We start from the raw sequence: 17,760 nt of genomic DNA, 5'->3' as shown, positions 1-17,760 counted from the left end.
GCGCGCTGACCCTGCGCAAAAGTAGCCGCCCCGGCCCGGGCTTCCGGCTCAGGCCGAGGCGGCGAACCGTCCGACACCGGTGGGCGACGGCGTGGCCTGCCCCGCCTCACGCGACATGCCGTCAAGCACATGCGCCAGGATCCGGCGCAGCCGCGGGGTCCGGTCCTCGCCGATTGTCTCGACGACAAGCTTCGGGTGGTGAAAGGCCGCCATCGCGTCGAGCAGGAAATCCGCCGCCGCGGCAGGCTCCGCGCCGCCGAGCCCCGCCTCGACAAGCAGGTCGGCAAGCTGATCGCGAAGACGCTCCAGATAGCCAGCCACCACAGGGCTGCGCCGGGCGGTCGCGGCATCGAAGGTGCGGTAAAGCTCTGCGTCCAGCGCCGCCCGTTCGGAGATCATCGCGTAGCGCCTCAGGAACCAGCGCTCGATGCGGTCGCGCGGCGCGCCGGCGCCCTGCGCCTCGGCGGTCAGCATCGCTTCGGCCTCGGCAAACCAGCGCGCCTTGACCGCATCCTTGAGCGCCGCCTTGCAGGTGAAATGCGCGTAGAGCGCGGCATGGCTGATGTCGAGCTCGCGCGCCACCTCGGTCAGGTGCAGCTTGCCGAAGCCGTCGCGGCGGACCTTTTCCAGCGTGATGCCGATCGCCTTTTCGCGCAGTTCGTCCGCGGACAGTCCGGTACGGGGCATGAATGACCTCCTTGACGAAAGGGGAGTTACAAGTTACACAGTGATGTAAGTTGTAAGTTTCAGCCCCGCAAGCCCGCAGCGATGCCGTGACGTCGCAGGGCCGGGACATCGCCAAAGCACGCCGCCCGGGTACCGGACGGCGTGCTTCGTTCGTCTGTGCCCGCCGGGCTTCGCCGGCGGCCTCCTTCCGGAATACCGGGGCCACCCGCCGTGTCCCCGCTCATCGAGAAAGCCCTCCGAGATGCTCTCTTTGTTCAAGGATGCACGGGTCGTGGCGCTGCTGCTCGCCGCCACCCTGACGATCCTGTCCAATTCCATCATTTCACCCGCCCTGCCCGGGATCGAAGCGGCCTTCGATGGCACGCCCAACGCCGCTCTAATCGTACGGCTCCTTGTGACAGCGCCGGCCCTGCTGGTCGCGGCAGTCGCCCCCTTCGCCGGCGCCCTCGCCGACCGCTTCGGCAAGCGCCGGCAACTCCTGATCGGCGTGGTGCTCTTCGCGCTGACCGGCAGCGCCGGGCTCTGGCTGGACTCGCTCCCCGCCATCCTCGTCAGCCGCATGATGCTCGGCATCGCCGTGGCCTTCATCATGACCGCCCAGACCGCACTCATCGGCGACTACTTCGACGGCCCGATGCGCGGCCGCTTCATGGGCATCCAGATCGCTGCCACCAACCTCGGCGGCTTCGTCTTCCTGCTGATCGCCGGTGCGCTGGCCGACCGGTCGCCATTCTTTCCCTTCGCCATCTACCTTATCGCGCTGGTCTACCTGCCCGTCTTCTGGATCTCGCTGACCGAACCGAGGCGCCCGACCGCGGAAGAGCGCGCCCAGATGCCTGCGGACGACGGCGAAGAAGGCTGGATGGCCAAGCTGATCGCCGTTGTCACCCTGGGCGGCCTGACCTTCGTCTGCTTCTACCTGATCCCGACGCAGGCGCCCTACTTCCTGGCCACGATCGGGCATCCCGAGCCCACGGCCGCGGCGCTCTTGCTGGCAGTGATGATGCTTTCCGGCGGGATCTTCTCGCTGCTCTACGGCCGTGTCCGCATGCGGCTCGGTCGAGCCATGACGCCCGCGCTCGGGTATCTCGGCTACGCCGCAGCCTTTGGCGTGCTCGCGATCTCCGGCAACCTTGCCATGGCGCTTGTCGGCGCACTGCTGCTGGGGCTGGCCGTGGGCTTCGTCATGCCGGCACTGATCTCGATCGTCCTGGACGTCGCGCCCGCGCACCGGCGCGGCTTTGCCTCCGGTGCGGTCGCCACGAGCATCTTCCTCGGCCAGTTCCTCTCGCCGCTGGCCAGCGCACCGATCATCGCGGCGGTGGGATACTCCGAGACCTTCGCGATTGTCGCGGTCCTGATGGTGTGCCTCAGCGCCATGACCGTGGCCTTTTTCCGCGAACGCCGCTACCCGGCCTACGCCTGAGACCCGGTCAGGCCCGCGCGTGCTGCGCGGGCCGGCTCACCCGCATCACCAGCGGGATCGCGCCCAGCGCCAGCGCGGCCGCCACGGCGAAGAAGACGCCGTAGCCGAAGTGCTCGGCCACGAAGCCCGCCGCACTCCCCGAGACCATGCTGACGCCCCCGTCCATGCACTGGAACAGGGTAAAGTCGACGCCCGCCTGCCGCGGGTCCGACCACTTCATGAAAAGCGCGTAAAGCGCCACGAAGCCCAGTGCCATGATCGCCGGGCTGATGACCACGGCGACGGGCGCGATCACCTGCGGCGTCAGCCACGCGGCGAGCGAGGACAGCGCCACCAGCGCCAGCAGGCAGACCTGAACGGCGATCGCCCCAACGAGCACCACCCGGCTCCCGAAACGCCGCACCAATGCGCCGCCGCAGAGCGCCCCTGCAAGGCCAAGCCCCAATGACCCCGCGCCGCCCAGCACGCCCAGCGCCGACAGGCTGAAGCCCGCGTCCACAAAGAACGGCCCGACCATGCCCATCGCGGTCTTCTGCGCAACGACGTAAAGCGCCGCCAGCAGCAACCCGCTGCGCACCTCGGGCCGCGCAAGCGCACTGCGCAGCCGCGGCATGTGGCTGCGCTCCTCGGCGACGTCCGACCGCGCCATCAGCACGAAGGGCAGCCCCAGCAGGCAGACCGCCCCTGCCATTGTCCAGACGCCCAGACCCCAGCCGAAGTGATCCACCAGCACCAGGAACACCCCGCCGCCCAGCGCCGAGCCCACGTAGGCCCCGCCCACCTGCGCCGCGTTGCCCCAGCCGTACTGCGTACCCTGCAAAGCGCCAACGGCGTAGCCGTCGCAGGCGATGTCCACCGTGGCCGTCGACAGCGCCACGCCGAACAACAGCGCCAAAACCGCCACGACCGGCACCGGCCCCACCAGCCCCGCCAGCGTCAGCCCGCAGACCGACACCAGCCCGCCGATCAGCACCACCTCGGCCGAGCGGTTGCGCCCCGAGGCGGGCAGCCGGTAGCGCTCCACCGCCGGCGCCCAGAGGAACTTCAGCGCCCAGGGCAGCACCAGCAACGACAGGAGGCCAATCCGGTCCAGCGGCAGCCCCTGCGCCCGCAGAACGCCCGGAAGGCCCGACCACGTCAGCCCCCCGATCACGCTTTGCGCGACGTAGACCCCGCCGATGGCCCCAACCACCGGCAGCGTGCCCCGGGCCGTCCCCGCCATCAGAAGCGGTACCGCAGGCTGGCCGTCGCCGTCCGGCCCTCATAGCGATAGCAGTAGTCCGCCGTGCAGGTCTGGCTGGTGTCGTCGAAGACGTTCTTCACGTTCACCTGCAACTGCATCCCGTCGAACCCGTGCCGCCCGAAGTCGTAGGACGCCGCGAGATCCGCAAACACCCTGTCGTCGTTGCGATAGGTGTTCGCATCATCACCCCAGCTTTCGCCGACATAGCGTAGCCCGCCACCGAACCCGATGCCCTTCAGAGGACCGCTCTCGGGCGCGTAGAAGGCCCAGACCGAGGCCTGGTTCTCCGGGATCGATGACAGGAAGTTGCCCTCTGTCCCCTCGGCACCTTCCTCGATCTCGACGAAGGTCCGGGTAAAGCTGCCCGTCAAATTCAGCCCGCTGGCATAGCTCGCCTGCGCCTCGATCTCGAAGCCCCGCGAATGCATGTCCTGCTGCACCTGCCGGTTTTCCCCTGCCGAAGCATCCAGCACCACGCCGTCTTCCTGCCGGATGTCGAAGAGCGAGGCGGTGATCAGGCTTTCGGTGCCCGGAAGGCGGTACTTCACGCCGACCTCGGCCTGCCGCGCCAGCGTAGGCTCGGCCGGGCTGCTCTCATCGACAGCCGGATCCTCGTAGACGCGCCCGATGTTCGGCGAGAAGGAGGTGGCGTAGTTGGCGAAGGGCGTCACGCCATTCCCGAACTCGTAGGACAGCGCGACACGCCCCGAGAAGGCCTCGTCATCCGTGTCGGTTTCACTGCGGTCCGCCGCGATCGACGTCGTCTCCACCCAGTCGTAGCGCGCGCTCAGGAAGGCCTTCAGCGGCCCGCGCGTCACCTGGTCGTGCAGGTAGATGCCCCATTGCTCCGTCTCCTGCCCGCCGGCGTAGGGCGGATCCATGGCGTCGGTGGCTGCAGCCGACACGTATTGCGTCCCGGTCGAATAGGCATCGTAGATCGCCTCGGTATAGTCGAGCCCGACAACGACCTCGTGAGACACACTCCCCGTGGCCAACTGGAACTCGGCGGTGTTGTCGACGGTAAACACCTCGAGATCCTCGAGGTAGTGCCCCCAGTACCGGAAGAAGCCGGGCGTATCGGTGACCTCGTAGAACCCGGAATACTCCAGATCCGCTTCAACTTCGGCATAGCGCAGCTTCTGGCGCAGTGTGACGCTATCGGTCAGCTCGTGCGCCAGTTCGTATCCCACGCGCCACTGGGTCTGATCGAAATCGTTGTAGTCGGGATCGCCGTTGTAGCGCCGCGACACCGATCCTGGCCCGTCATTGTAGTAGGATGCGGTGCCACCCACCGTCGCCTCGGTGTATTCGCCCAGGAAAGTGAAGGTGGTCCGGTCCGTCAGTTCGTAGGTGAAGCTCGGCGCGATCATCACCTTGTCATCGGGATAGCCCTCGAGCGGCGTGCCCGAATTGCGCACGAGCCCCGTCAGGCGGTACTTGAAGCGCCCCTCTTCATCCACCGGCCCGGAAAAGTCGAAGGCCATTTCCTTGCGGTCATCGGTGCCCGTGGTCACCTTGATCTCGCGGAAGGTGTACTCCAGCGGGCGCTTGCTGACCACGTTCACGAGGCCACCGGGCCCGCTCACACCGTAGAGCGACGACGACGGGCCCTTGAGCAGCGCGACCCCCTCGTAGCTGTAGGGATCGTTGCGGAACCATGCGGACGGCCCGTTGTACTGGCGCAGTCCGTCTCGGAAGAGACCGGTGTAGTAGGCCGGAAATCCGCGCAGGTAGATCGCATCGTAGCGGGTGTCGAAGGCAAAGTTCGACACGGTGGTGCCGCTGGAATAGCCCACGGTTTCCAGCAGCGTGCGCGGCGCCTGATCCTCGATCTGGTCCTGCGTCACGACGCTGATGTTCTGCGGGATCAGCTTCACGTCGGTATCCACCTTGGTGGCCTGGCGGCCGCTTTGGGCGACGTAGCCTTCCTGCACGAGCGTGGTGTTGCTCTCCGATTCAAGCACGAGCGTGCCCAGATCGACCGCGCCCCCCTCCTGCGCGGCCGCAGGCAGCCCCACACCGATCGCCGCGGCGATCACAAAACCTCGTTTCATCACGACTGGCAACTCCTGTCTGCTCCGGCGTGGGGCCGCGAGGACGCAGCACGCGGCAGACGGAAGGCGCCCCCAGGCAAGGCCAACACGCACCGCGGGCGCCGCCGCCTGCGGGCCCGATCACCGGAATTCGATATGTGTTGGCTGGCCTGGAAAGCTTGCTTCGACAATACCGCTGACAGAAACAGTCGGGTTACGCAAGGCGGCCTGCACGGCAAGCGCAACGCGGCTTCCGCACCGTTGCCTGCATGTCAGACCGCGGTCAGCGGCGGATGCGCCAGACCAGCACAACCCCATGCCCGAGGCGTTCCAGCATGGCCCGCTTGGACTGCCAGGCCGCCGGGCAGACGATCAGCATCGCCGCGTTGCCCCGCGCGTTCAGCGCCGTCTCGCCCCTCACGAAAAGCCCATCAGCCGCGCTGGCAATGCCGGGGTCTGCACCGGGGTCGGACAGGGCAACGTGATAGAAGTCATCGACGAAACCGGTCGTTGCGATGTCATGGGCGTAGGGGAAATGCAGCGGCGTCGCAGGCTGCGTGACCAGGTAGCCGTCGACTTCCACGCCGCGCGCGGCGACGAACATGTCGCGATCAGCCAGCGTCAAACTTTTCTTCATCCACGCCCCGAAGCGCGCATCCGCATCCGGGTGCGTTTCCCAGAAATCTTCCAGACCATGCAGGATGTCGCGATGCTCGGCGCTGCGCGCCACGATGCCCGGGATGTCCGCCTCCGTAGCGCGACGCACGCCCTCCGGCGCCTCGGACTCGCGCAGGCTGCTCCGGGCGAGATAGAGCGTCAGCGGCGCGTAGCCCGCGGTCTCGTGCACCCTCTCCCAGTCGCCACCCGGTACCGAAGAGGCCAGGAGCACCTCGGCCCCCGCCTCGTGCAGGTCGCGCTCGGCCGCTTCCAGCAAGGCCTGTGGCGTGTCTTCCGGTGCGTTGTCCGAAACCGCGCTGTCTTCCATGATCAGCCCCGGCGGTCCGAACCGCCCGGCATAGATTGGCGGCACGGGCAGGAGGATGCTGTGTACCACCCCCACGACCGAGCCATCGTTCTCGGCCAGAAGCCATTGCTGTCGGAATGGTGGCGCCTCGGCCTCCATTGCAGCACGCAGGGCTGCGCCCACAGCACCGGCGGGGTCGGCCTTGAGTTTCCAAAGCACCGGCTCGCGACCGGCGCGGATCCGGGCGTCGCCCACCATGAGTTCGGTCATGGCTTCAATATCGTCGGGATTTGCAGGGCGAATCGAGACGGTCATGGCAGTCCTCCGGGGCACCTTCCCCGAGACACACTGGCACGCCCCGAATGGCTGCAAAAGGAGGCCCTGTCCCGGGACTAGCCTAACAAGCGGTTAAAGTGTCCCCTGTAAGTCATTGATTTATATGATGCACAAAGATGTCCCGGCCCGGGACACCCTCCCGGGGACCGGTCCGAAGGCGGCGAGGGCCCGAGCACGCCGCCAAGCTTCGAGGCGACGCTCAGGGAGGACCGGAGCCCGTTCGCGAGATCGGCAACTATGTCCGCGGCCTCGTGCGTGTCCTAGGCGGTCTGCAGGACGCCGATGCCCGCATCGACAGATGCGTCGCACGTGTCGCCGTGCGGTCAAATCGCTGCCGAGGTGGCGCAGGCCTTTGGCGCTTCCGTCCGCAAGGTGCGCAGGTGGCTGGCTCGGCTCCGCGAGGGCTAACCTGCGGCGCTTCAGAACCGTTCGAGCTTACAACGCCGGGTCAGCGCACCGGCTGCCACAGCGCGTACTCGTTCTGATCGGCTGGCTGCGTCAGCGGTTGCGACTGACTGGCGCGGTCATTGCCCGCAAGCTGGACCCGCCGCACTCGACGATAGCGCGCTGGCTGACCCGGTCCGGGCTCGGTGGGCCGACAGACCATGAGCCCCCAGCCCGTGCGGCGCTACCAGCGTGATCATCAACACGAACCTCAGGTTCGGCGAGTGGACCACAGTGTTCGGTGACGCCAAGATGACCATCGTGCTCGTCAATCGGCTGACCCATCGCTGCCAATTCTTCGAAACCGGAAACGACAGATTCCGCGTCAATAACAGCGCGACTGCAGCAACGCATAAAGGAAGGGAAGCCGAGTCTTGACCCAAACATGACCCGCTCAGCGTAGTCCAAGGTGGGTCAGCTCTCGATCCCGGTTCACACGCGATTCCGCTTAACTCATCGCGAACCAAGCCTTTCGGCTACGCTTCTGTAAAGATCCCCAGAAACTGCGAAAAAGGAAAACGACTATTCGCGCCGCGGATGGCCGAAAGCATTCATATTGTAGGGCCAGAATCGAGTACCCCCCTCGCCGTCCCGTGCCCGAGCTGGAGACTGCGAGATAGTCTCGTGAATTATCCTTTGTTTACGGTTTTTGCAGAGGAAATCTGCTCTCCGCAAGTATCGAAGATTGATCTTGATCTCGACCCATGCCTTATTTGTCCTACCAGAGGGGCGGACAGCCCCGCCTGGTTCTCTGGAGGAGATGAACCGGGCCTGGATTTGGATCTGAGGGAGGACACCATGACTTTCATCAAGAGGTTTGCCGGCTTGGCGGCAGTGTCGTTTGCGGCTTTCGGCCTTGCCAGCGCCGCCGTGGCGCAAGACTACAACTGGACATTCCAGACATCGGAAACCGCGGGCGAGCCCGGGTTCGTCAACAAGCAGAAATGGGCTGACAATGTCGGCACGCTGTCCGAGGGCAGGATCGAGATCGAGATCCTGCCCATCGGCGCCGTCGTGCCCCATACCGACACGCTCGAGGCGGTCGGGGCTGGGATCCTGCAGGGTCACTTGACCGATCCCAGCTATTTCGCGGGCAAGGATCCAGCTTTCGCGATGATGGGCAACCTCGTCGGTGCATGGAGCGATCCGTTCGAGCTTCTGGGCTTCATGGAAAGCGGCGGCGGCAACGAGCTTTATGCCGAACTGGTCGAGCCCTACGGCGTGCAGTTCATCGGCGCCGCGGCGACCGAGCCGGAGGCCTTCGTCTCGCGCGTGCCGATCCGGTCGGTAGAGGACCTGGAGGGCGTGAAGCTGCGGGCCCCCGAGGGCATGGTCTACGAGATCTTCTCGAAGGCCGGGGCCTCGCCGGTGTCGCTGCCAGGGTCCGAGATCTTCTCTGCGCTCGACAAGGGCGTGGTGGATGCCGCGGACAACACCGTCTTTGCCACGAACCAGTCGCTGGGCATGAACGACATCGCGCCCTATCCGCTCTACCCCGGGTTCCACTCGCTGCCGCTCATCGACATTTCGATGAACAAGGCGACCTGGGATGGCCTGCCGGACGACCTGAAGGGGATTCTGAAGGTCTCGGTCACGCAGTTCGCCTTCGATCACATCTACTCTGTCCGGGAACTCGACGCGGCCGCCGTCGAGGAGGCCCGGGAGAACCCGGAGATCGAGATCATCAACTGGTCGGGTGACGAGCGCGCCAAGTTCCGCCGCATCGCGCAGGAGGAATGGCAGAACTGGGCCGAGAAGAGCGAGATGACGCAACGCTACTACGATGCCGTGACCTCCTACCTCAAGGGGCGAAATCTGCTCTGATCCGCTGAGGGAAAAGGCAGCCTACCGCGCCCGGCTGGCCATCGGCCGGGCGCGACCACGACAGGCAGGAGGAGCGCCAAAATGGCCGGCCAAGGCGGCACTACAGACACAGTGGAAGGCGAGAACGACGAGATCCGCACCGGGCTGGATCGTGCAGTTTCCAGATCCACCAAGATCCTGGCCTGGGGGATCTTCGTGGCCTTCCTGATCACCGTCATCGAGGTTTTCGCGCGGTACGTCTTCAACAGTCCGACATTCTGGGCGCACGAGACGACGGGGTTCCTGATTGCCGCGATTTTCCTGATCGGCGGCCCGGTTGCGCTGGCGCGCGACAAGCACATCCGGGTGCGGATGATCTACGATTCCGTCAGGCCGCGGCGGAAGCGTGTGCTCGATATCATCAACTCTGTGATCGCGCTGATCTTCTTCGCGGGCCTGACCTACGCGAGCTGGGTCATGGTGGGCAAATCCTGGTTCACGCCGGGCGGCGAGCTGCATCTGGAAGGGACGGGGACCTCGTGGAACCCGCCGACACCGGCGCTGCTGAAGCTGCTGGTACTGATCTGCGTGGCGGTGATGTTCGTGCAGACCTGCTTTCACCTGATCGCGGCCCTGAGGCGCGATACCTCCGACGACCGTGCAACCAACGGGGAGCGGTGACCATGGATCTCAGTGCAATCGGTATCGAATACGGGTCCTACCTGCTTGTCGGGGCGATCTTCGTCCTGCTTCTGACCGGGCAGCCGCTGGCATGGGTGACGGGCCTTGTCGCGCTCATCTTCACCTTCGGCTGGTTCGGCCCCATGGCCCTGCCGCTGGTGACCTCGCGGATCTTCGGCTTCATTACGGAATACTCCCTTATCGCCATCCCGATGTTCATCCTGATGGCCGCGCTGCTGGACCGGTCGGGCATTGCGAAGTCGCTGTTCAACGGGATGCGCATCCTGGCCGGGCGCCTGCCCGGGGGCGTCGCCGTCCAGACACTGATCGTCGCGATCCTGATGGCGGCCATGTCGGGCGTGATCGGCGGCGAGATTGTCTTGCTGGGCATCCTGGCGCTGCCGCAGATGTTGCGGCTGGGCTATGACCGCAAGCTGTCCATCGGGGTGGTCTGTGCCGGCGGGTCGCTGGGGACGATGATGCCGCCCTCCATCGTGCTCATCATCTACGGGCTGGTGGCCAACACCTCCATCGCCGACCTTTTCATAGCCGCGATCGCGCCTGCGCTGCTGCTGCTGGGGTTCTACGTGGCCTATGTCCTGTTCCTGTGTTGGCGCAACCCGCAGCTTGGCCCGCCGATGTCGCGCGAGGAAGCGGCGGAGGAATCCGTCTTTTCGGCGCTTCGCGCGTTAGCGGCCCCGCTGTTCATCGTCTTTGTCGTGCTGGGCTCGATCTACGGCGGCATCGCCTCGATCACCGAGGCGGCGGCCATGGGCGTCTCGGCAGTGCTGATCATCGCGATCCTGCGGCGTGAGCTGACGTTCAAGATGTTGCAGGACAGCCTCGTACATACCTTGGAAACCTGCGGCATGATCATCTGGATCGGCATCGCCGCGGCCGTGCTGGTGGGGGTCTACAACCTGATGGGCGGCAACCGCTTCGTCGCGCAGACGATCCTGGGGATCGACGCGGCACCAGTGGTGATCATCATGGTCATGATGCTGATCCTGCTGGTGCTGGGCATGTTCCTCGACTGGATCGGGATCGCGCTGCTGACCCTGCCGATCTTCGTGCCCATCGTCGTGCAACTTGGCTACGACCCGATCTGGTTCGGCATCCTTTTCGCGGTGAACATGCAGGTGTCCTACCTGACACCGCCCTTCGGGCCCGCCGCCTTCTACCTCAAGAGTGTCGCGCCGAAGGAGATCACGCTGAAGCACATCTACATGGCGCTTCTTCCCTTCATCGCCCTTCAGATGATCGTGCTGGCGACGATACTGTTCTTCCCGCCGATCGCCACCTGGCCGGTATGAGGGGTATCGTGACGAGAAGAGTCGGGGCGTGACATTGGACGATATAACCGAAGATGCTGGTGGCGGATCGGCTGTCGATCAGGTGGTGGATCAGATCCGCGCCCTGATCGATGCCGACGGGCTGACCGTGGGCGACAGGCTTCCGACCGAGCGCGAACTTTGCGATCGGTTCGCGATCAGCCGCAACACCGTGCGCGAGGCGATGCGGATGCTGAAAGCCTATGGCATCGTGGACGTGCGGCCCAAGGTAGGTGCAACGATCATCGACCAGCGGATGAACCGCGCACTGGACATCTTCTCGTTCAACGTGGCCGAGATCTCGCGCCAAACCTTCCAGGATATCCAGGGGTTTCGCGAACTAATCGAGATGGGCATCGCGCTCTCCGTATTCCATGCCGTCGAAGCGGAGGATCTGGCCGAGCTGCGCGAGATCAACCAGCGGATGGTGCGGGCGGACAGCATCGTCGAGGCATCTGAGTTCGATTTCGAGTTCCACACCAAGCTGATCTCGCTGACCGGGAACCGGTCGATCCTGGATGTCTACGGGATCATGAAACCGGTGATCCTGCGGATCATGCAGCACGGCAAGACGCTCAGGATCATCGAGGGGGAAACCTCCATGGAGCACGATGCGATCGTGCGGGCAGTCGAGGCCGCGGACCATCTGGCCTTTCAATACCTCATGCGCACGCATCTCAAACAGGGGCTTGCGACGTTTCCCAAGGCCTCGGGCGTGGCCGAGGCGGGGCACTGAAACGGCCGGGCCAAGGCACGTCCGGCCCGTGCGGAAGACGGCGCCTTCGGGCGCAACTGGCGGCGGGAGGTCGCGCGGCCGACTTTGAACAAGAGTGAGAGACTTACGATGACGAAGCCAGTGGCACTGACCGCCAATGACATCCTGCCCGAGGACGCGGGCGCCATCCTCCTTGGCCGGGTCTGGTCGAATGCCGCGAACGGGCCCTGTCCGGTGCTGATCCGGGAGGGGCAAGTTCTGGACCTCACGCACGTGGCCCCGACGATGTCGGAGCTTCTGGAGATCGAGGATCTGGCTGGGGCGCTGCGCGACGGCGGGCCGTCCCTCGGGGCGCTCGACGATTATCTCGACGCGGATGGCAGGGGCCGGTTCGGGGCCTTGCTGGCGCCTTGCGATCTGCAGGCGATCAAGGCGGCGGGCGTGACCTTTGCCGGCTCCATGGTCGAACGGGTGATCGAGGAACGCGCCAAGGGCGATCCGGCGCTGGCCGAGTCGATCCGGGACGAGCTTGCCGAAATCCTTGGCGGAAGCCTCCGCGGGCTGGTGCCGGGTTCTGACAAGGCGGCGGAGGTGAAGGCGCACCTGCAGGAGGCAGGGCTTTGGTCCCAGTACCTGGAGGTGGGCATCGGCCCGGATGCCGAGTTATTCACCAAGGCGCAGCCGATGTCGGCTGTCGGGTGCGGCGCGCAGATCGGCGTGCATCCCCGGTCGCAATGGAACAACCCCGAACCCGAGGTCGCGCTTGCGATCAATTCGCGCGGACAAATCCGTGGCGCGATGCTTGGCAACGACGTGAACCTGCGGGATTTCGAGGGGCGCTCCGCGCTGCTTCTGGGCAAGGCCAAGGACAACAACGCCTCGGCGTCGCTGGGGCCGTTCATCCGTATCTTCGACGAAGCCTTCACGCTCGAGGGGCTTAGCACCCTGCGCGTGGGGCTGGAGGTCACCGGAGAGGACGGTTTCGAACTCTCCGATCATTCCGACATGAGCCAGATTTCGCGCCAGCCCGCCGATCTGGCGGGGCAGCTTCTGAACGACACGCACCAGTATCCGGACGGCGCGGTGCTTTATCTTGGCACGATGTTCGCGCCGACGCAGGACCGTGACGGGGCAGGGATGGGCTTTACCCACAAGGCGGGGGATGTGGTCTCGGTGTTCTCGGCCGGGCTCGGGCGGCTTGTGAACCGGGTGCAGCCCTGTGACGAGGTGGCGCCCTGGACCTTCGGAACCGGCGCCTTGATGCGCAATCTCGCGGCAAGGGGAGTGCTGAAATGAGCAAGCGGCGTCTGAGAAGCCAGGATTGGTTCGACAACCCGGATCACGCCGACATGACGGCGCTCTACCTCGAGCGCTTCATGAACTACGGGCTGACGCCCGAGGAGCTGACCGAGGGGCGCCCGATCATCGGCATCGCGCAGTCGGGCAGCGACCTGTCGCCCTGCAACCGCCATCACATCGACCTGGCCAAGCGGGTGCGGGACGGGATCCGCGATGCGGGTGGAATTCCCATCGAGTTTCCCACCCATCCGATCTTTGAAAACTGCCGCCGTCCCACGGCGGCGCTGGACCGCAACCTGGCGTATCTCGGGCTGGTGGAACTGCTGCACGGCTATCCGCTGGACGGGGTCGTGCTGACCACCGGCTGTGACAAGACCACGCCGGCGGCGATCATGGCGGCGGCGACGGTCGATATCCCGGCCATTGTGCTGTCTGGTGGCGCCATGCTCGACTCGGTCCACGAGGGGCGGCTGTCGGGCTCTGGCACGGTCATCTGGAAATCGCGCCGCCGCTATGCCGCGGGCGAAATCGACCGGGCGCAATTCCTGGAGGCGGCGCTCGAATCCGCGCCCTCCATCGGCCATTGCAACACCATGGGCACCGCCTCGACGCTGAACGCCCTGGCCGAGGCCATAGGACTGTCGCTCACCGGGTGCGCGGCCATTCCCGCCGCCTACCGCGAGCGCGGCCAGATGGCCTATCGTACCGGCAAGCGTGCGGTGGAGCTTGTCGAGGAAGACCTGCTGCCGTCGAAGATCCTGACGCGCGACGCGATCCTGAACGCGGTTCGGGTGAATGCGGCAATCGGCGGGTCGACCAACGCGCAGCCGCATCTTGCCGCCATCGCCGAGGCTGCGGGCGTTGAGTTGCGCCACGAGGACTGGCAGATCCACGGCTACGACATCCCGCTTCTGGCGGACGTGCAGCCCGCCGGGCGCTTCCTGTCGGAGCGGTTCCACCGCGCGGGCGGCGTGCCCGCGATCATGTGGGAGCTTGCCGAGGCAGGCGTGCTGGAGACAGGCTGTGCGACCGTCACCGGTCAGACCATCGGCGAGAACCTGAAGGGCCGCGAGGCCAGGGACCGGGAGGTCATCCGGGCCTACAACACGCCACTGATGGAGCGCGCGGGGTTCAGGGTGCTTTCGGGGAATCTCTTCGATTTCGCGATCATGAAGACCAGCGTGATTTCCGAGGACTTCCGCCGCCGGTTCCTGTCGGAGCCCGGCCAGGAGAACTGCTTCGAGGGGCAAGCGGTGGTCTTCGACGGTTCCGAGGATTACCACGCCCGGATCAACGATCCCGCGCTGGAGATCGACGAGCGCTCGATCCTGGTCATTCGCGGATCGGGTCCGCTTGGCTGGCCCGGCGCCGCGGAGGTGGTGAACATGCAGCCACCCGACCGGCTGATCCGCGCCGGGATTTCCAGCCTGCCGACCATCGGTGACGGTCGGCAGTCGGGCACCTCGGACAGCCCTTCGATTGTCCACGCCTCGCCCGAAAGTGCGGATGGCGGCGGGCTTGCCGTCCTGCAGACCGGCGACACGATCCGAATCGATCTCAATTCCGGGCGCTGCGACATGCTCCTCGACGAGGCAGAGTTGAACCGACGCAGGCAGGAGACGCAGCCGCAGGTTCCCGTCTCGCAGACGCCCTGGCAGAAGATCTTCCGGCAGGAGGCCTCGCAGCTCAGTGACGGGGCGGGGCTGCGGTCGGCCAAGGGCTTCCACCGGATCGCGCGGACCCTTCCAAGGCACAACCACTGAGGGTTTGGGCGAGCACCCCCCGCCCTTCAGATCACGGTGCATGTTGGCCATGCCGCCGCGGAAGGATAGGTCGCGAATTTATTTGGACAGTTTTCTCATTCCGGCTGGGCGTCGGGGCCAGCACCATCTCTCCCACCCATGTCCGACGGATCATCTGGGTGTAGATCGGATCCGGGGGAAGGCAGCAAGTCGCGCCTCATGCGTGACCTGCGGCTTCCCGCCTCCCGTCACTGGTTGCGCGCGCCGTAGACGTGCAGGGTGCTCTTGGCGGTATAACCGGTCAGCGCGGCGGCCGCGTGGAGCTCCATGGCAGGCTTTGCCGGCCTCACGAAGGAATGCCGGAAGGCGTAGAGTTTCAGTTTCATGCCCTCAAAGCGCTCATCGAAGCTGGCACGTTGGGATGTCCTTGAGTATCTGCATCCGCCAGTCGGCATTGCGGTTGGAGTTCGGGTTCTTGGTCTTGGAGTTGCGGATAGCCAGATCGCTTGGGGCACCGCTCTTGTTCAAGGCGTTCCAGACCGCCACGCCGACGGAATCCCCCGTGATGGCCGCGCCTGATCTACCGGCATCAGCACGTTTTCGTTCACCGCCATGACCGGGTTGCGCTCGGTCATCCAAATCAGCCAGGGGCTGCATGTGATGTCGACCAGCGCGACCATCAGGAACCAGTTCCAGACCTCGGCCTGACACATGCCGGTGAACCACATGACGTTGGTTAAGAGGCGCAGGGTGCCCTTGAGCCTTTCAGTCCCGTTTTAATCTTCAGGTTGTTCTGGTTGTTGGCCGTGTCATTGTAGCTCCGGGCCATCTCGAGGCCGTCAGGTCGCGCTCAGTCAGCTAGCGCTGAACCTGCTAATCGGTCCGCGCACTGTTCCCGCTTCGTAAGCCCGCTTCACCCAGGGTCGCACCACCACCCCAGTTGTCCAGACAAAGCGTCCGTCGACGTTGTCGGCCGTGGCGAAGACCTTCTTCAGCCTCGCGAGGCGTTGTTGCAGAACCTGGGCCTATGAGGATTCACAGCGTCCTCTCCGGGAAGGATCGTCTAGTGCCTGATGGGTTGCGATACACCGCGGCGACCCAGCTGGCCGACGCGGGCGTTGATATGCGCGACTCCAAGCCGTGAATGACCATTAGACACTCTCGATAGTTCAGAAATCTACCGCCTAGGCGAACCGGAAAGCGACCTCCTCCAAGAGGGCAAAGACCATCTGGAACATAGCGAAAACGAGATGGGAAAGTGCTAACGAAGTGCGAAACTCGACCGATCGGTCGGGGTACGAGATCGCTGCTTTAGGAGTTTTCCTTGAAATCAACATGGTGCGGGTGGAGGGACTTGAACCCCCACGCCTGAGGCGCCAGAACCTAAATCTGGTGCGTCTACCAATTCCGCCACACCCGCACACGGCCGGGTGCGAGGCACCCGGCTCGAACGGCTCTCTAGCAAAGCCTCGGGGCCAGCGGTAGGGGAAAAATCCCCTCTCCGCGCGTCACAGGCCCAGCTCGAAGAAGACCTCCGGCAGCATCTCGGGCAGGTCCGTGGCGATCAGGCCCGGCCCGAACATGAGCGCCGCCTCGACGTGCAGCCAGGCCGCCGCCTGCGCCGCCTCGAAGCCCTCCATGCCGCGCGCCATGAGCCCGCAGATGAGACCCGCGAGGACATCCCCGGCGCCCGCTGTCGCGAGCCAGGGCGCGGCCCTTTCGCCTGTCGCGGCATGCACCGCCACGCGGCCGTCGGGCGCCGCGATCACCGTGTCGGGGCCTTTCAGCAGCACAACCGCCCCGGCCCGCGCCGCCGCGATCCGCGCCGCATCGATGCGCGAAAATCCCGGGCCTTCCTTCAGCGGGCCATTCAGGCGCTCGCCGAGGTCCGGGAACACACGCGCAAATTCTCCGTCGTGTGGGGTCAGCACGCAGTTGTCGTGCAGCAGCTTGAAAAGCTCCTCGGGCGTCTCCGAGAACCCCGTGATGCCGTCGGCATCAAGCACCAGCGCCCGGCCCGCCTTGGCCGCAACCGGCACCAGCTCTGCCGCCCGTTCGGCGCCCAGGCCCGGGCCGATGCAGAGCGCGTTGAGCCTGTCATCCTCGAGCACCGACTCGAGGTCGGCGGCCCCGTCCACGCGCCACAGCATCTCGGCCGTAACCTGGCAGGCGATCTCCTGCTGTGCGGATCCGGGCACGCCGAGCGTGACCAGCCCTGCCCCGCTTCGCAGCGCAGCCCGCGCGGCCATCCGGGCCGCGCCGGTCCGCCCGGATCCGCCGGTCAGGACAAGCGCGTGCCCACTGACATACTTGTGCCCCCCGGCCTTGCCGAGCGCGCCCTCGGGAAGATCGACCAGCGTGACATGGCCGTCGGAGGGCGCCTCAGTGTCCTCGAGGCCGATATCGACGATGTCGATCACCCCGCAGTGCGCCGGCCCCTCGGCCAACACGTGCCCGGGTTTGAGGCTGTGGAACGTCACGGTGAGATCGGCGGCCATGGCCAGATCGCCGATCACACGCCCGCTGTCGCTGCAGAGGCCCGAGGGCATGTCGACGGCGACCACGCGGGGCGCCTCGTAGCTGTCGAGCGGCAGGTCTACCGGCCGCGTCAGCCCGGTCCCGAAGAGCGCATCGACCAGCAGGTCCGCCTCGCCCGGCTCCGTCTTGCCGGTCAGGGGAAATACCTCGCCCAAGGCGGCCCAGAGATCGTGGTTCGCGCGAGCATCGGGCGGGAGCTTGTCGGCATCGCCGTAGAGATAGAGATCCACGGCCCATCCGCGCGCATGCATGAGCCGCGCCACCACGAACCCGTCGCCGCCGTTGTTTCCGGGGCCGCACAGGACAACGGCCCGGCGCACGCCGTTCTCGAGCTCGGGCCAGGCCTCGGCCACGGCGCCGACCACGCCCTGGCCGGCCCGCATCATCAGCATCGCCCCCGAAACCTCGCCGGTCCGGATCGCGCTACCCTCTGTCGATCGCATCTGCTCGGCGGTCAGAAGTTCGGTCATGAAGCCCCTCGATTCAGTTCTGCACACATTTTGCCCGCACTGCCCAAT

The 17,760-nt window shown here is 65.7% G+C and carries 15 protein-coding genes and 1 tRNA gene; 8 read left to right on the top strand and 8 right to left on the bottom strand.

The genetic code is table 11. From position 1 onward, the window contains the following. Window positions 1-48: 48 nt before the first annotated feature. Complete coding sequence (locus C8N44_RS12195) at window positions 49-687, bottom strand: TetR/AcrR family transcriptional regulator (protein ID WP_107976907.1); 639 nt, start codon at window positions 685-687, stop codon at window positions 49-51. A gap of 241 nt (window positions 688-928) precedes the next feature. On the opposite strand from C8N44_RS12195, the gene C8N44_RS12190 reads away from it, so the two are divergent. Further along, window positions 929-2,113, top strand: coding sequence for an MFS transporter (locus tag C8N44_RS12190; protein WP_107976904.1), 1,185 nt, complete (start codon window positions 929-931; stop codon window positions 2,111-2,113). Between the two features lie 7 nt (window positions 2,114-2,120). On the opposite strand, the gene C8N44_RS12185 is transcribed toward C8N44_RS12190, so the two are convergent. The 3 genes from C8N44_RS12185 to C8N44_RS12175 form a co-directional block, all read right to left on the bottom strand. Beyond that, window positions 2,121-3,335 carry an MFS transporter gene (locus C8N44_RS12185; protein ID WP_107976902.1) on the bottom strand — a complete coding sequence of 405 codons (1,215 nt, stop codon included), beginning with the start codon at window positions 3,333-3,335 and terminating at the stop codon, window positions 2,121-2,123. Continuing rightward, complete coding sequence (locus C8N44_RS12180; protein WP_107976900.1) at window positions 3,335-5,410, bottom strand: TonB-dependent siderophore receptor; 2,076 nt, start codon at window positions 5,408-5,410, stop codon at window positions 3,335-3,337. The genes C8N44_RS12185 and C8N44_RS12180 overlap by 1 nt, the downstream gene beginning before the upstream one ends. 262 nt (window positions 5,411-5,672) lie before the next feature. Then, window positions 5,673-6,668, bottom strand: a complete 996-nt coding sequence (locus C8N44_RS12175; RefSeq protein ID WP_107976898.1) for a GNAT family N-acetyltransferase — start codon at window positions 6,666-6,668, stop codon at window positions 5,673-5,675. A 657-nt stretch (window positions 6,669-7,325) separates the two neighbouring features. On the opposite strand from C8N44_RS12175, the gene C8N44_RS12170 reads away from it, so the two are divergent. The 7 genes from C8N44_RS12170 to C8N44_RS12140 all read left to right on the top strand — a co-directional run bounded on the left by C8N44_RS12170 (window position 7,326) and on the right by C8N44_RS12140 (window position 14,725). After that, complete coding sequence (locus tag C8N44_RS12170) at window positions 7,326-7,511, top strand: ATP-binding protein (RefSeq protein ID WP_107976896.1); 186 nt, start codon at window positions 7,326-7,328, stop codon at window positions 7,509-7,511. 420 nt (window positions 7,512-7,931) lie between these two features. After that, entirely contained in the window at window positions 7,932-8,957 is a 1,026-nt protein-coding gene (locus C8N44_RS12165) for a TRAP transporter substrate-binding protein (RefSeq protein WP_107976894.1), read from the top strand. 81 nt (window positions 8,958-9,038) lie between these two features. Beyond that, the gene (locus tag C8N44_RS12160) at window positions 9,039-9,617 is read left to right on the top strand and encodes a TRAP transporter small permease subunit (RefSeq protein ID WP_107976892.1); all 579 of its coding nucleotides are present in this window, start codon (window positions 9,039-9,041) and stop codon (window positions 9,615-9,617) included. Between the two features lie 2 nt (window positions 9,618-9,619). Beyond that, window positions 9,620-10,930 carry a TRAP transporter large permease gene (locus tag C8N44_RS12155; protein ID WP_107976890.1) on the top strand — a complete coding sequence of 437 codons (1,311 nt, stop codon included), beginning with the start codon at window positions 9,620-9,622 and terminating at the stop codon, window positions 10,928-10,930. 28 nt (window positions 10,931-10,958) lie between these two features. Next, complete coding sequence (locus tag C8N44_RS12150) at window positions 10,959-11,684, top strand: FadR/GntR family transcriptional regulator (protein WP_107976888.1); 726 nt, start codon at window positions 10,959-10,961, stop codon at window positions 11,682-11,684. 108 nt (window positions 11,685-11,792) lie between these two features. Then, the gene (locus C8N44_RS12145; RefSeq protein ID WP_107976886.1) at window positions 11,793-12,959 is read left to right on the top strand and encodes a fumarylacetoacetate hydrolase family protein; all 1,167 of its coding nucleotides are present in this window, start codon (window positions 11,793-11,795) and stop codon (window positions 12,957-12,959) included. Next, a complete protein-coding gene (locus C8N44_RS12140; RefSeq protein WP_107976884.1) occupies window positions 12,956-14,725 on the top strand; it encodes an IlvD/Edd family dehydratase in 1,770 nt (589 codons plus the stop codon). Before C8N44_RS12145 ends, C8N44_RS12140 begins: the two co-directional genes overlap by 4 nt. A 227-nt stretch (window positions 14,726-14,952) precedes the next feature. On the opposite strand, the gene C8N44_RS23385 is transcribed toward C8N44_RS12140, so the two are convergent. The 4 genes from C8N44_RS23385 to C8N44_RS12125 all read right to left on the bottom strand — a co-directional run bounded on the left by C8N44_RS23385 (window position 14,953) and on the right by C8N44_RS12125 (window position 17,712). Then, entirely contained in the window at window positions 14,953-15,090 is a 138-nt protein-coding gene (locus C8N44_RS23385; RefSeq protein ID WP_158274048.1) for a hypothetical protein, read from the bottom strand. 138 nt (window positions 15,091-15,228) lie between these two features. Beyond that, window positions 15,229-15,432: a hypothetical protein gene (locus C8N44_RS12135; protein WP_107976882.1), complete on the bottom strand. Its 204-nt coding sequence runs from the start codon at window positions 15,430-15,432 to the stop codon at window positions 15,229-15,231. A 608-nt stretch (window positions 15,433-16,040) separates the two neighbouring features. Next, window positions 16,041-16,124 (bottom strand) — tRNA-Leu (locus C8N44_RS12130). Between the two features lie 88 nt (window positions 16,125-16,212). Further along, window positions 16,213-17,712 carry an NAD(P)H-hydrate dehydratase gene (locus C8N44_RS12125; protein WP_107976880.1) on the bottom strand — a complete coding sequence of 500 codons (1,500 nt, stop codon included), beginning with the start codon at window positions 17,710-17,712 and terminating at the stop codon, window positions 16,213-16,215. Between the last annotated feature and the right edge of the window lie 48 nt (window positions 17,713-17,760).

It is taken from the genome of Allosediminivita pacifica (genome assembly GCF_003054175.1).
Classification (GTDB): domain Bacteria; phylum Pseudomonadota; class Alphaproteobacteria; order Rhodobacterales; family Rhodobacteraceae; genus Allosediminivita; species Allosediminivita pacifica.
The sequence above is the reverse complement of the archived record's forward strand: the minus strand, read 5'-3'. Positions and strand labels throughout refer to the sequence as shown.